The sequence below is a fragment of the Lutibacter sp. TH_r2 genome (genome assembly GCF_033101135.1).
Classification (GTDB): Bacteria; Bacteroidota; Bacteroidia; order Flavobacteriales; family Flavobacteriaceae; genus Lutibacter.
Genome location: NZ_JAWMPV010000003.1, coordinates 361069 through 375679 on the forward strand (window position 1 = coordinate 361069; position 14611 = coordinate 375679).

General features: G+C 28.8%; 14 protein-coding genes. 8 read left to right on the forward strand and 6 right to left on the reverse strand.

Annotated features, from left to right (window positions below; translation table 11 throughout):
* Positions 1 to 7 precede the first annotated feature (7 nt).
* The 6 genes from leuC to R3X25_RS11490 form a co-directional block, all read right to left on the reverse strand.
* Entirely contained in the window at positions 8 to 1402 is a 1395-nt protein-coding gene (leuC, locus tag R3X25_RS11465; protein ID WP_317674928.1) for a 3-isopropylmalate dehydratase large subunit, read from the reverse strand.
* 582 nt (positions 1403 to 1984) lie between these two features.
* Positions 1985 to 2911 carry a hypothetical protein gene (locus tag R3X25_RS11470; protein WP_317674930.1) on the reverse strand — a complete coding sequence of 309 codons (927 nt, stop codon included), beginning with the start codon at positions 2909 to 2911 and terminating at the stop codon, positions 1985 to 1987.
* A 21-nt stretch (positions 2912 to 2932) separates the two neighbouring features.
* Positions 2933 to 3886, reverse strand: a complete 954-nt coding sequence (locus R3X25_RS11475) for a DUF6175 family protein (protein ID WP_317674932.1) — start codon at positions 3884 to 3886, stop codon at positions 2933 to 2935.
* Between the two features lie 20 nt (positions 3887 to 3906).
* Positions 3907 to 4422 carry a hypothetical protein gene (locus R3X25_RS11480; RefSeq protein WP_317674934.1) on the reverse strand — a complete coding sequence of 172 codons (516 nt, stop codon included), beginning with the start codon at positions 4420 to 4422 and terminating at the stop codon, positions 3907 to 3909.
* A gap of 35 nt (positions 4423 to 4457) precedes the next feature.
* Positions 4458 to 6665, reverse strand: a complete 2208-nt coding sequence (locus R3X25_RS11485) for a hypothetical protein (protein ID WP_317674936.1) — start codon at positions 6663 to 6665, stop codon at positions 4458 to 4460.
* Between the two features lie 97 nt (positions 6666 to 6762).
* Complete coding sequence (locus R3X25_RS11490) at positions 6763 to 7293, reverse strand: adenine phosphoribosyltransferase (protein WP_317674938.1); 531 nt, start codon at positions 7291 to 7293, stop codon at positions 6763 to 6765.
* A 97-nt stretch (positions 7294 to 7390) separates the two neighbouring features.
* On the opposite strand from R3X25_RS11490, the gene R3X25_RS11495 reads away from it, so the two are divergent.
* The 8 genes from R3X25_RS11495 (at position 7391) to R3X25_RS11530 (ending at position 14499) form a co-directional block, all read left to right on the forward strand.
* Entirely contained in the window at positions 7391 to 8584 is a 1194-nt protein-coding gene (locus R3X25_RS11495) for a site-specific integrase (protein ID WP_317674940.1), read from the forward strand.
* A gap of 128 nt (positions 8585 to 8712) precedes the next feature.
* Positions 8713 to 10764, forward strand: a complete 2052-nt coding sequence (locus tag R3X25_RS11500; RefSeq protein ID WP_317674942.1) for a response regulator — start codon at positions 8713 to 8715, stop codon at positions 10762 to 10764.
* Between the two features lie 316 nt (positions 10765 to 11080).
* Positions 11081 to 11578: a hypothetical protein gene (locus R3X25_RS11505; protein ID WP_317674944.1), complete on the forward strand. Its 498-nt coding sequence runs from the start codon at positions 11081 to 11083 to the stop codon at positions 11576 to 11578.
* Positions 11579 to 11906: 328 nt separating this feature from the next.
* Positions 11907 to 12458 (forward strand): hypothetical protein, encoded by a 552-nt coding sequence (locus tag R3X25_RS11510; RefSeq protein WP_317674946.1) that lies wholly within the window; start codon positions 11907 to 11909, stop codon positions 12456 to 12458.
* A gap of 181 nt (positions 12459 to 12639) precedes the next feature.
* Positions 12640 to 13062, forward strand: coding sequence for a hypothetical protein (locus tag R3X25_RS11515; protein ID WP_317674948.1), 423 nt, complete (start codon positions 12640 to 12642; stop codon positions 13060 to 13062).
* A gap of 247 nt (positions 13063 to 13309) precedes the next feature.
* Entirely contained in the window at positions 13310 to 13765 is a 456-nt protein-coding gene (locus R3X25_RS11520) for a hypothetical protein (protein WP_317674950.1), read from the forward strand.
* A 190-nt stretch (positions 13766 to 13955) separates the two neighbouring features.
* Positions 13956 to 14207: a type II toxin-antitoxin system ParD family antitoxin gene (locus R3X25_RS11525; protein WP_215937343.1), complete on the forward strand. Its 252-nt coding sequence runs from the start codon at positions 13956 to 13958 to the stop codon at positions 14205 to 14207.
* Positions 14200 to 14499 (forward strand): type II toxin-antitoxin system RelE/ParE family toxin, encoded by a 300-nt coding sequence (locus R3X25_RS11530; RefSeq protein WP_317674954.1) that lies wholly within the window; start codon positions 14200 to 14202, stop codon positions 14497 to 14499. The genes R3X25_RS11525 and R3X25_RS11530 overlap by 8 nt, the downstream gene beginning before the upstream one ends.
* Positions 14500 to 14611 lie beyond the last annotated feature (112 nt).

Genomic DNA, 14611 nt, shown 5'->3' on the forward strand with positions numbered 1-14611 from the left:
TTTAAGATTATAAAAGTGTTCTTGGATCAGTTACAACTCCTGTTACAGCTGTAGCAGCAGCAACTAGTGGACTTGCTAATAATGTTTTTGATCCTGGTCCTTGACGTCCTTCAAAGTTTCTATTTGAAGTACTAACTGCAACTTTACCTGCAGGAACCTTATCATCGTTCATAGCTAAACAAGCTGAACAACCAGGCTCACGTAATATAAATCCAGCTTCGTGGAAAATATCTAATAAACCTTCTTCTTTTATTTTTGCTTCAACTATATGAGAACCTGGCACTAACCAAGCTGTAATATTAGCTGCTTTTTTTCTCCCTTTTACTATAGATGCAAAGGCTCTAAAATCTTCAATTCTACCATTGGTACAACTTCCAATAAACACATAGTCTACAGGTTTTCCAATCATAGCTTCACCTTCAGCAAACCCCATATAATCTAACGACTTTTTATAAGTAGTTTCTCCACCTTCAACTTGATCAGCACTTGGAATATTATTTGAAATTCCTGTACCCATACCTGGATTAGTTCCGTAAGTAATCATCGGCTCAATTTCAGTAGCACTAAAGGTTAACTCTTTGTCAAATACTGCATCTTCATCAGTTGTCAACGTTTCCCAATAAGCCATTGCTTTATCCCAATCTGCACCTTTTGGAGCTAACGGACGACCTTTTACATATTCAAATGTTTTTTCATCTGGAGCAATAATACCTCCACGAGCTCCCATTTCAATACTTAAATTACAAACAGTCATACGTCCTTCCATAGACATTTGCTTAAATACATCACCTGCATATTCAACAAAATAACCAGTAGCACCTGAAGTTGTTAATTTTGAAATAATGAATAACGCAACATCTTTTGGCGTTACTCCTAAACCAAGTTCGCCGGTAATGTTAATACGCATTTTCTTTGGTTTTGGTTGCATAATACACTGTGAAGTCAATACCATTTCAACTTCAGAAGTACCAATTCCAAAAGCAATTGCACCAAAAGCACCGTGTGTAGATGTATGTGAATCTCCACAAACAATTGTTGCTCCAGGTAACGTAATTCCATTCTCTGGACCTACTACGTGAACAATACCGTTATTTTGGTGACCTAATCCCCAGTGAGAAATTCCCCATTCAGCTGAATTTTCTTCTAATGCTTTTAATTGATTTGCAGATAACGGATCTTCAACAGGTAAATGTTGATTTATGGTTGGTGTATTATGATCGGCAGTAGCAAACGTACGATTTGGATATAATACTGAATTGTTTCTTTGTTTTAAACCTAAAAAAGCTACAGGACTTGTAACTTCATGAATTAAATGTCTGTCAATAAAAAACACATCTGGTCCATCTTTAATTTTACGAACTACGTGTGAATCCCAAACTTTATCAAATAATGTAGTACTCATTTATTATATTTTATTTTGTTTATTCGCTATAATTAAACATAAATTTTATGTTTAATTACAATAGCTGTTGCAAAATTAAAAAAAGTAAAATTATAAGGGCAATCATTAAATATTTAATACGATACCCAAAGTGGTTTTTTTTCAAATATCACCAAACTACATTTTTAAACGCCTTTTTTAAAGCTAAAAAATAAAATATTTTTTTTCTAAAATTTAGAAAACACAATAATATGTGTAATTATTTAATATTTATTTTTAACTCTAGATTAGGTCTTTTTTTTAAAAAATACACAAAAATATAATCGTTTTACACATAATTATTGATATAATACATTCGACATTGTTTTATTGAGAATGAAAATTTATGTTTAAATAACACTAAATATATATGTTTTTATTTATTTTAAAGACTCTAAAATTATACGATACTCAAAAAAAATATGGCTGTTTTTTTAGTTGTTTTTACTTAATTTATTTATCAAATTTCACTAACATCAATCTAATTATTAGAAGTTAAAAATGCAAAAAAACCACACTGTTTACAGTGTGGTTTTTTTAATATTTAATTTGAAAAGATTAAGCTTAATACCAACCTTTATAATTGTATTCTTTTTGTGGTTGATTATTTCCATAAGCTACACCAACATCTCTACCTGCTTTTATTCTGTCTTTTTCTAGATCAAGTTTTTTCAATTTATACGTCCAATCTCTGTCACTTACTTCTTTAACTCTAGCTGATATTTTTGAAAACAACGATTTTACTTGAGAGAAACAAGATGAATCTGGATCAATTTCAACCAAAATTTCTGCTGCTGCATTTGCTGCATTTATATCTTGGTTTGCCGCCCAAATTCCTGAAGCTTCATTTAATCTAATTTTGCATTCTCTATCTATTACCTTTTGAAATATTGATTTAATAAGTTTATAACTTTTATTAAAACAAGTACTTGCTTCTGGAATTAAAGATAATTCAAATAAAGCTTCTTCATATTGTTTTTGAGCTTCTAAATTAGCTGCTTTTCTAATAATTAAATCGCAATTAGTGTTGTAATAATTAATTATTTTCTTTTTACCTGTTTCAATAAAGTTTTGTATTGCAGGATTTCCAGGTCTTAACCTATTTATTGCTGAAATGTATGCTTTGGTTTCATTAGTTCCAACACCTTTTAAATTAAAGGATTCGCTTGCAAATAAATTTCCTCCAATACCATCAGCAATATATAATGTTACATCTAGATTTAACGCTACTTTAGGAGGTGCTGTTGGCGTATAATTTTTACTAATTACGCTTACCTTCGGCACAATTATAAATCGTGAATTATTAAGATCGTCACTAATTCCATTTTTAGTTATAATTTGTCCTAATTTATTTACAAATAAACTTTTTGAATTTGAAGGTATATTTTCAGCTTGTTCAGGAATTTTTGCTCCTAAATAAATTCCTGTATTTTCTTGAGCAACCATTGATGTAGTTATCAGGAAAAAGAATATGATTTTAAATATTTTCATTTTAATTTCTATTTTAATTAATTATTTACCTCCAAGAATTAAGGTTGCTCTACCTAAACCTTTCATTACTAATTTATTTGGAATCATGTGAGTTTTACTTAAATAACTACTTAATCCACGAACAAATCTTCTAGCGTCAATTGCTCTACCTTTTTCATTGTAAAGAGGTATTCTAACTTGTTCAAATAAAGCCATACTTTCTGTCATATCAGTTGTACTAAATCTACCAGCAACAGTATTATCTGCTAACCAATCTTCAATTAAATAGCCTAATTCTTCACCATCAAATTCACTTTCTAAATCTTCACCCCAATCGTTCCAAGTTTGAATTCTTACAATAATTTCTCTACCATTTTTAAACATATCATCAAAATGATCTTGTAAAGAATTTGTGAAATTATCCATATGAGCTAATACTGCCTCTGAAAGTAATACTGGTAAAGCTGCAGAAAATGAAGGACTTCCCGTTCCTGTTGCAGTTGCAATTTGCTTATCTGTATAAGAATCTAACCCTTGTAAATTAAAATTAACTGATTTTTTAGGACCTGTTTTATTTAATGTCCAAGTTAATTGAATAATAATATCAGCTTTAGCAACTTTTTTTAAGGCGTCTATTGGACTTTCTGAAACCTCACTTCCTGTATTTTTTGAAGTTCTCATATTATCTTCAGCATTGTTTGCTTGAAGTGTTTTTATGGAAGATTCCATATTTTTTAGAGGAAAACCTCTTTCAGCCATCATTCCATTTATCTGACTAATTACTTGATTTACTTCTGTGTTTTCTTGAAATGCTCTTTTATAATCAGGAATTTTAACTAAAGTTCCTTGATCATCAAATTCTAATACATATCCATTTTTTATACACCAAGCATCGCTAGGCACTACCATTAAGGTTGGTTTTTTAGCTTGGGCATATACTCCTATAGTAAAAAATAGTATGCTTAATATTAGTATGTTTTTTATATTAAATTTCATATTACTAATTTTTATAGTTATTAAAATCCTGAAGCGAGACCTTTGACAATACCTTCGCTTTCTAATCGTTTTCTCAATGCGTCGGTTAATACATTAACAACCACACCTATTTTATATTCTCGTTTACTAACTTTAAGTCTATCACCTGGAGCAATACTTCCATCTGTAGCCATTGAAACATATTTTAAATATTCTCCGCCATCGGCAAAAAAGGCATCAAAAAAACTTGCATACTTTTCTTCCATTTCCACTGAAGGGACTAACGCTCGAAATGTTGTACAACCTTGTCCACCACCTGAATAACCTTTAAAAACTATTCCATGAACTGCATTTTTCATTCCTCTAGAAATGGCGTGTTTTGGATTTTTTGAGTACGACCAAACTTTTACAAGTTTTGAACCTCTTTTACCAATACCTTCACACTCTAAATCATACCTCCAAATTTTTGAATCTTCATTTGCTTTGTTCTTTTTCCATTGTGCGTTAACACTAACACCAATGATTAAAAACAACATTAATAGTACACTTTTTTTCATGTTTTTTACGTTATGTTTAATTATATAATTGTTGATTAGTTAATTTGACGAATTAACATTCCTGAATAATATTTACCTTTTGCACCTGTAAACGTAGTATATTTTTTTTCAGACTCTACTCCATTTTCTTCGTCAGCCATAAATCTATTATCCCAAATTTGGTTTTTGTCTACTTTTACAATTCCTACTCTTTTATACTCTGTTTTACCTTCTTTATTTAAAACCTGTTCTAGCACTTCAAATTTATCTCCTTTCTCTACACCTTCTTTAAGTCCTATTTTTGCTGTAATAGGATCTCCACTTAATAATGGCGATTTAGTTCTAAAATCTTCAAACTTTTTTTGAAGTTTTGCAATGGATTTATCTGTAGCTTTTACAGTAGCAACTTCAATAAGGCCTTCGTCTGATTTTTGAGTAAAAATTGTACTCTGCAAATCTGCAAAAGCACTTTGAGAACCTATTAATTTTAATTTAAATATGTCACTTTTTTCAAACGCTTCTTTTTTTGCTAGATCAATTGATCCGTCTTCTGTCCAATAATCGTTATAAAAAATAGCTGCAGTTTCTTCATCCCAATCTAATTGATATAAGTAAGCTGTTGTTTTAATAACATATCCTTTTCCTGCAACACTTACACCTGCATTTGTTAGTGTTGCTACATTTGCAACATCACTATATCCCGCATACGATGCAACTTTTGCTACAATTTTTAATATTCCACCTGCTTTTTTTGCAACTTCTTCTTTATTTGTAAACTTATAATCGTTTACAATTACAAAAGTATTTTTAATTAACTCTTCACCTGCATCTTCAATTACAGACATTCCACGTTCTTTATTTTTTGCTAGTTTAATATCTAAATCTGTTGCACTGTATTTACCTCTTTCAGCAATAAGATCCATATTAAAACCTCCTTCAGGACTTCTATTAAACCATTTAGAAACCATTTGCTTCGCTATATCATTTGTACTTAAATATTCTGAAATATTTCGACTTTGATCTTTTACACCTTGCTCAATATCGATTAGATATGGTCCAATATTATGATCGTTAAATTTTTCTGGTAATTCAAAATTTCCAAATGTATTTTTAATCATACTAGAATGTTCTCTACCATCATTTTTAATCATTAATGTGTATAATGAACTTCTTCTGTATTTAACACCATCTGCATTTTTATTAGCTTCAGACTTTTTTATTTTAGTTTTACCGGTAACAATTTCACCTAGTTCAGTTGTAGCTGTAACTGTAGTATTTGATTGAGGTGTTGTTTTAACTATATGGTTTCCTTTTAAAATTTCGTTTAATGCAGTTTCTCTATTATTTGTTAAACCACTTAATGAAGCAGTACTGGTTGAAATATCTTCACTTTCTGCTGTTTCGGTAATTATTTCTGCTGTTGTTTCTGTTGTTGTTTCTGTTGTTGAGGCAATTTTTTGTTGCTCTTGCTTTAAAGCAATTTGTTTATTTATAGTGTCGGCTAGTAAATAATTTTCATTTGCAATTGCTTCTTTTTTTAATTCTTCTAATTCTTCAATAGTTAACTTACTATAATCATTATTCGAATTAGCTGTTGTATTATTTGAGGCAACCACACTTTGTAATGATGATGACAAACCTGCTGAAGGTACACTTGCTAGTGATGAATGAAGCTCTACAGAAGTTTCTTCTTCATTTCCTATGTATTCATTGTATGATCGAGATACAATATGAGCAAATTTGTATTGGTCTTCTTTTAGTTCTTCTTCTGAAAAATACAGTGGTGATTTCTTAAAAACTTTTGATCTTGCTTTTTTAACTTCTTTTACATCATTTGTAATATTAACTAGCATGTAACCAGATTTTTTATCTTCTGTTCTACCTTCTTTTCTAGCTTGTTTATTGGCTGCTAATGTTTGTTTAAGTTCGGCTTTATCTTTCAACTCGGCTTTAACAAAGTACTCTTCTCCTGGTTCTATATTTAGAGAAACAAATTCGGGTTTATACTGGTTTGTTAAATCTTTAATTAATAAACCAAAATGGTGTTCACCTGGTTCACACTCGTACTTAATTATTTGACCAGATTTAGATTTTCCAATGTTTTTCTCTCCATCATAATACCTAAATTGTAGCACTGCTCCAACAATAGATGTTCTATAAAAATATACGGTAGCTTTTGAATTTTGAGAGTTTTGGGCGTTTAATGCAGTATAATTTGTGACAAATACAAGCACAAATGCTAGTAGCATTTTTGATGATTTCATAAATAGTTAGTTTGGGTTAGTTATCACAAATAAAAGAATAAAAAACCAACAAAACAATACTCATTATGAGTATTACCTAACATTTATTCAAAAAATACTAATAATTTAACACAGACGTTACATTATATCCATTTAATTTATCTTTTCCTTTTAAAAAATCTAATTGCATAATAAAGTTACATTGTACTATTTCTCCACCCAAACGCTCTACTAATTTACAAACTGCTTCTGCTGTACCGCCTGTTGCTAAAACATCATCGTGTATTAATACACGCTCTCCTTTTTCTATAGCATCTACATGAATTTCTAAAGAGTCCTGACCATATTCTAGATCGTACGATTCAGCAATTTTTTTAAAAGGTAATTTTCCAGGTTTACGTACTGGTACAAAACCAGCATTGTATTGTTGTGCTAATAAAGTTCCAAAAAAGAATCCTCTAGATTCCATTCCAACAACTTTATCTATTTTTTGTTCACCTACCAATTGAGTTAAATTTTCAAGGCATAACCTCATTCCAACAGGATCTTGAAGTAGTGTTGCTATATCTTTAAATAAAATTCCTTCTTTAGGAAAATCTTGTATATCTCTAATGTACTTTTCAATATTATTCATACCACAAAAATACATTAGATTTTTGTAAGGTAAAACTTAAAAACACATTCTTACCGTAAATATTATATCTGATTGTATTTTATTATTAAAGTTTTAGTATTTTTGAATTGCTATGAAAAATTCTGATAAACAATTACCTACACTATTGTTAAAAAAAGTTGTACACCGAAAGGATGTTCAATTAATGATTCATTTTACTTTTAATGATTTTGTTAAAAACAGACTGAAGTACGACTTAAATTATACATGGAGTCAATCACACAAATCTTGGTATACTTTATTTAATGAAGAAGCTATTTCAAAGTTAAAAAAGGTTTTAGGTCCAAAAGTACACTATGATTTAGATGCAAGTTTATTTCAAAAAATTGAAGTAAAATTAGAACGAAAACCTAGAAATATTTCAGAAGAGAATAAAGAAATTATTCGCAACTATGTTAAGTATTTAAAAGGGAAACGTTATAGTGAAAGCACCATTAAAACATATTTTACCTTTGTTGCAGATTTTATTGATTATATTAAAAATAAACCTCTTGAAAAACTATCTAACAAAGATGTAGAATTATTTATTGAAGATGTTTTTGTGCCCAGAAAAATGAGCATTAGTAGCCAACGTCAACTAATAAGTGCTATAAAATTATTTAAAGCATTTTATCCAGATTGTGCAATTGATGATGTTAGATTACAACGCCCTAAAAAAAGTAAAATTTTACCAACTGTTTTATCTAAAGAAGAAGTAATTGATTTATTACGCTATACTAAAAACTTAAAACACAGAGCTATTTTAGGCATGATTTATTCTGCTGGTTTACGAATAAGTGAACTTATAAATTTGCAACTTAACCACATTGATATTGATAGACGACAAATTATTGTAAAAAATAGTAAAGGTAGAAGAGATAGACATATTATTTTGGCTGAAAGTATTATTCCTTTATTAATAAACTATTTAAACAGTTACCAACCAAAACAGTATTTTGTTGAAGGAATTACAGCTGGTAAAAAATACAGTACCGAAAGTGTTCGAGGATTTTTAAAACTATCAGTTAAAGCTGCCAATATAACAAAACGAGTTACACCACATACGTTACGCCATAGTTATGCCACACATTTACTAGAAAACGGTATTGATTTACGCTACATTCAAGAACTTTTAGGGCATGCAAAACCAGAAACCACCATGATTTATACACATGTGAGTAAAAAAGATTTACTACAAATAAAAAGCCCTTTAGATATGGCTTTAAAAAGTTTAGTTGAAAACTCTAATGGAAACAATAATATTAAACGTCTTTCAGAAAACTATTAATTAATATGTTAATATGTTTTATCAACACTTAAAAACCCCTTAAAACACTGTAAATCCATATTTTAATAAATTAAATTAATATTAATCGATAAAATAATTTTAAATTTGCAATTAAATTAAAACCCCAAATGAGACATTATTTTTTAATAATAACAATAATTCTTGTATTAATTTCTAGTAAAGTAAATGCCCAATACAAAGTACTTTTTAGTAATAATTATCCACCATACAATTATATAAATGAGAATAATGAATTAGTAGGTTTTAATATAGATATATTAAATGCTATTAAAGATTTGTATGGAAGCGACATAAGTATTGATTCAGGAGATTGGGTTACCATAAATAATTTCTTAAATAATAATGAAGTTGATGCAATTGGTGGAGCACATTACCCAGGAGGCTTTGAAAATGATTTTATTTATTCACGATCTTCAATTAATACATCTCATTGTTTTTTTTACAATAAAAACCACATAAAAAGATTTTCATTAGAATATTTAAGAACTTCTAAAGAACCACTTATTGCCATGTGGAAAAATGATGTTTTGGAATATTATATTCTCTCCATTAATCCATCAGCAAAATTTTTATATATTAAAAACTACGAAAGTTTAATAAATGCAGTAGACAAAAAAGAAGTTACTTGTGCTTTTGGTCAACGAGTTGGAGGAATGTTTTATGCTAAAAAGCTTCATAAAGATTATATCGAAGCACTTAACCATAGAATTCTAGAACGTTCTATGGGGTTTAAAATTTCAAAGCAATCATCCGAATTTGCTGAAATACTAAACAATGGTCTTGAAGTAATTTTAGCAAATGGCGAATACCAAAAAATTTACGACAAATGGATTGCTGAATACGATGAATCCAAAACCAATTGGGATCAATATTTAAAATATATATTGTTTAGTGGAATTATTATACTTGCAATTATTATTTTGCTTATAAGTATAAATAGAATTTTACGAAGTAGAGTTCGAGATAAAACTAAAGATTTAAGAAGTCAACTTCAATTGAATTCTGAAATGATGAAAGAGCTAAAAAAGCAAAAAAACAAAGCAGAAGAAAGTGATAAAATGAAATCTGCATTTTTAGCAAATATGAGCCATGAAATTAGAACACCAATGAATGGTATTTTAGGATTTGCTGATTTATTAAAAAATGCCGAATATTCTTCCGAAAAAAGATCTCAATTCATTGAAATAATTGAAAAAAGTGGTCATCGAATGCTTCAAACAATTAACAATATTATTGATATTTCTAAACTTCAATCTGGACTTGAAGAAGTTCAATTAAAAAAAGTAAACATTCTTAATATTATAGAAGAACTTCAACATTTTTTTGAGCCCGAAGCTACAACTAAAGGATTAACATTATTTTTCAAAAATAAAAACTCAACCATAACAAAACCTTTTTACAGCGACGAACAAAAACTAAACTCTATATTAACTAATTTAATTAAAAACGCTTTAAAATTTACACCTAAAGGATCTATCGAAGTTGAATACACACTTCAAAATGATGTTGCAGAATTTTGGGTAAAAGATGCAGGAATTGGAATTCCTTATAAAAAACAAACAACTATTTTTAATGAATTTGTACAAGCTGATTTTTCTCATTCAAGTGGTTTTGAAGGTTCAGGATTAGGGTTATCTATTTCAAAAGGATATGTAGATTTATTAAATGGCGACATACAACTCAAATCCAAACCAAATGTAGGCTCTACTTTTTATGTTCGTATACCAAACTCTATTACAACTATACCTGAAACAAATACAAGTTTAGAAAATACTATTTCAAATAACTCTATTTTACCTAAATTTAAAATATTAATTGCAGAAGACGATGAAACCTCTTTTGAATATTTAAAAACTGTTTTAGAGGATATTACAGAAAAAATACTTCATGCAAAAAACGGAATAGAAGCAATTGAACTTGCTAAACAAAACGCAGATATTGACGTTATATTAATGGATATTAAAATGCCAAAACTAAATGGGCTTGAAGCTTCAAAAGAAATACGAAAATTTAATAAAAACATATTTATAATAGCTCAATCTGCTTATACTCAAAAAAGTTATAAAAATGAAGCAGAAAAAGTTGGCTGTAATACCTTTATTTCAAAACCTATAAACAAACAAAAACTACTAGCAATATTTTCAAATATTAAGAACTAAAATTGTTAGATAAATTTGAACTTCTTTTCTATACTATTTAAAAAATTATAAATAGAAAATTTAGTTTAGATATAATATTTTTTATAATTTAGGTTAAAATTAAAAATTGTTAATCTAGAGAAACTTACATTCTGATAAAAAAGACAAAACCTTGGTTTATCCGGAATATTTAACCATTAAACAGTAAGTTTTGTTTGGATATAACCAGTTGGAAAAAATATTAGGTGCGAGGGGTTTGTCGTAACGAAACCTCAACATTATATTTATTTTTTTCAGCAATCTACACGTGTTAAATAACGTGATTAAAATTAACGCTATGACATTTACATTTAACAGATACAGACATCATCAAAATATTTTAAAATTTTTAACTTCAGAGTATGATTCTAATTTTAAAAATAAAGGTAAAATAGAATACACACATATAGAAATAGCTGAAAAATTTAAAATAAATGACGTAAAGGCTTTGGAAGTCTTGACGGAGTTAAGAGATGATGATTCTGTTAAGTTTTCAAAACCAAATAAATACATAGCTTCAAATAACGGATTTAGAAACATTAAGTCAAACAAGTATGATAAAATACATAAAAAGCATTTATATGATACGATTATAAAGCAAAGTAAGGATTTTATCATAATACTTGTTGGCGTTTTAACATTAGCTTCACCACTTTTTAAGTCCAAAAATTCAAATAAAAAACTCGAAGAACAGTTAGACACAATCCAATTGCAAGTAAAAGATATAGAGTTGGAATTATCCAATCTAAAAAATACTCAAAAAAGGATTCTAAATGATTCTTTGTTTTTAAAATAAAATTGTTTTTTCTATTTTCCATTGTTTCTAAATCTTTGTGAGAAGCTCACCGAAAATTGTTTCTAAACTCTAACGGGTTTATTTTGCTTTTTCAAACCAATTTGCAACCGCTAAAAAAATAAATGAAAAGGCTTTGTTTTGTCTTGCTAACCTAGTTCATAAATTTCCTAATACTTTAGCCAACTATCGTCATATAAAAAATTACTTCTCTTGTTATTAATTCTATTTTTATTCTTACTTTTATTGTTTAGAGTTGCTACGAAAAGAAGTATAATTAAACACGTAACTTTTCATATCAATTCCGTTGGCAACAATGTCCGAAAAACCTATGAACAGAATTTTAATCATTTTTCTATTAATCGGATTTTACTCTTGCGGAGAAAAACAAAAATCTGAAAAGAAAGCGGAAAATGTCGAAATTGGAAAGTCAGTTTCTGAACTCAAAGATTTTGAATTGCTTCAAGATTTTGAGAAAAATAAAGCGGAATTTGGAACACCAGACACTTTTGAACTTAACGACCATTCTGCTGATGGTGGAGAATTGAGCGTATTTCACGATAAAGACTTTGATTACATTGTTTATGACTTTTGGTTGTATGGAGAAACTGGAAAACTGAATTATACATATTGGACAGAAAAAAACGGAAATATGAAATTCAAGTTTGTAAAGAAACTGAATTACGAATATGACAAACCATACTATGAAAAAGATTATAAAACGGATTCTATAATTCGTTATTTATCGTATTCTGATTCAAAAATCAAACTATTTGATATAAACAAAACTGAAATAACAGAACCTGAACTGATTGAAAAAAATAAATCGGAATTAGAATCATTTTTCAGAGATGTAACTAAAGGAATTGAAATAATAAAATAAAACACAGTTGCCAACACCGTATAAAATTAATTGCTTGGTATGAGCCTACTTACGAAAATCCTCACGGATTTTCTATTCGGTTTGTATTTGCTAAATTAGGTGCTTAAACACGCAACTAATCTTATACAATCACGTTGGCAACAAGCTGAAAAATAAAAGCATATAGGATCCTGAAAAAATTATGAAAACACTAATTTCAATAACTAATTTACTAATTATACTACAAACATATCGATCAAGATATGGATATGGCTCTGAATCCTCTTTTAAGAGCTTCTATGGAATTATATTTTTATTATTTTTAATAGGAATATTTCTAATTATTGTAAAAAAAATATTAGATAATATTATAAAAAGAAAAGAAGGAAGTGATGCAAGAAACAAAGCCCGAGAAAATTATATAAATAGTGGTAGAAGAAAGCAAGATTATGATTTAATATCTGATTGGATATATAGAAAAATCGTAAAACCAATTTTAATTGGAATAGCACTTTTGATTATAGCTGTTACTGTTAAAGTTTGTAGTGTGAACAAAGAGAAGCGACTAAAATCAAAAAATACTGTAGAAGTTATAAAATCATCTGATAGAATTAATGATATATAAGTTTTTTTATTTAATGTTTAATCTAAATATAGTGAACTGAAAGAATATAATAAAAAGCCAGTTGCCAACACCTCATATAATTTATGCTTAAATTTGAACTAATACAGACGATAAACATTCAACTAACGATTTGCTACCACCGAAAAATCTCCGATTTTTAGGCGCACAAATCATATAAAATCACGTTACCCAACATTTGAAAAAAACGACATTCTACATATCATTTATAGTTTTTATTCTGACTTTTTTGAGTTGCGACTACTTTAAAAAACCAGAAAAACTTCCGAAAACCGAACAGTATGAAAAACTGATTGGAAAATGGAAAGTTACTTATTCGAATTTCTTACCATTTGAACATCCTTCATTTTGTAAGAAAATGGAATTGAATTCGATATTTGAATTTGACGAATACGGAATTTTGAGAGTTTATGAAAATGAAAAAACAAAACGGAATTGTAACGATAATCAAAGATTCTGGATTGACGGAACTGAACTAATTGCTTTCGAATATGACGTTGGATTTCCATACGAAATCCTAAAACTGACTTCGGACTCTTTAATAATAAAATCGGAAATCGTGCCTGCCTACTTGTTCAAGGGAGAAAATATTAAAACAGTTAAAGATTTAGAAGGAGACGATATAAAATTTATAAGAGAAAAAGGAATTATAATTACGCTAAAAAAACTAAAAAACGTTGGGTAACACCGTATAAAAATAATAGCGGTTTAGTGCTTAACCAAAGGTCGTTGCGTGTTTGTAACGTCTGATTTTCCTTCGGAAAATCCTCGCAGACAAACCCGCAACTATTCTTATACATCAACGTTCTACGCAATTTGAGAAAAATTTTGCAAACATACCAATTTTTGGTATATTTGATATAAATAGTATCAAAATGAACAAAAACACATCAATATCACTCGGAAATTATTTTGACCAATTCGTCCAAAATAGTATTAGTGAAGGAAGATTTAAAAACGTTAGCGAAGTTATACGAGCAGGATTAAGACTTTTAGAAGAAGAAGAAAGTAAAGTAATTGCATTGAAAAAAGCAATTCAAGAAGGAATAGACAGCGGAATAGCGCACGATTTTGACCCGAAAAAACATCTTGAATCTCTAAAAGCAAAAAAGCACTCGAATGGCTGAATATAAACTGACGAACAAAGCTGTTGCGGATTTATCAAAAATTTGGGAATATACATTTGAAGTTTGGTCGGAAAAACAAGCCGATAAATATTACGATGGACTAATCTCAAATTGTGAAGAAATTGCTGAAAATCCAGATTTAGGAAAGAATTATGAAGGAATTTCAAAGCAACTCTTAGCAATAAAATCAAATCGACATATAATATTCTATAGAACTTTAAACGAAAATTATGTTGAGATTACTAGAATATTACACGAAAGAATGGATTTGAAAAAAAGAATAGCTGAATAAAAACTGCGTAGAACAACGTGTATAAAAAATTGCTAAATTAGTGCTTAATCAAAGGTCGTTGCATTTTTGTTACGTCTGATTTTCCTTCGGAAAATCCTCGCACACAAAAACG

Coding starts and splice junctions, on each gene's coding strand:
- leuC (WP_317674928.1), bottom strand. CDS start 1,402: ATGAGTACTACATTATTTGATAAAGTTTGGGATTCACACGTAGTTCGT.
- R3X25_RS11470 (WP_317674930.1), bottom strand. CDS start 2,911: ATGAAAATATTTAAAATCATATTCTTTTTCCTGATAACTACATCAATG.
- R3X25_RS11475 (WP_317674932.1), bottom strand. CDS start 3,886: ATGAAATTTAATATAAAAAACATACTAATATTAAGCATACTATTTTTT.
- R3X25_RS11480 (WP_317674934.1), bottom strand. CDS start 4,422: ATGAAAAAAAGTGTACTATTAATGTTGTTTTTAATCATTGGTGTTAGT.
- R3X25_RS11485 (WP_317674936.1), bottom strand. CDS start 6,665: ATGAAATCATCAAAAATGCTACTAGCATTTGTGCTTGTATTTGTCACA.
- R3X25_RS11490 (WP_317674938.1), bottom strand. CDS start 7,293: ATGTATTTTTGTGGTATGAATAATATTGAAAAGTACATTAGAGATATA.
- R3X25_RS11495 (WP_317674940.1), top strand. CDS start 7,391: ATGAAAAATTCTGATAAACAATTACCTACACTATTGTTAAAAAAAGTT.
- R3X25_RS11500 (WP_317674942.1), top strand. CDS start 8,713: ATGAGACATTATTTTTTAATAATAACAATAATTCTTGTATTAATTTCT.
- R3X25_RS11505 (WP_317674944.1), top strand. CDS start 11,081: ATGACATTTACATTTAACAGATACAGACATCATCAAAATATTTTAAAA.
- R3X25_RS11510 (WP_317674946.1), top strand. CDS start 11,907: ATGAACAGAATTTTAATCATTTTTCTATTAATCGGATTTTACTCTTGC.
- R3X25_RS11515 (WP_317674948.1), top strand. CDS start 12,640: ATGAAAACACTAATTTCAATAACTAATTTACTAATTATACTACAAACA.
- R3X25_RS11525 (WP_215937343.1), top strand. CDS start 13,956: ATGAACAAAAACACATCAATATCACTCGGAAATTATTTTGACCAATTC.
- R3X25_RS11530 (WP_317674954.1), top strand. CDS start 14,200: ATGGCTGAATATAAACTGACGAACAAAGCTGTTGCGGATTTATCAAAA.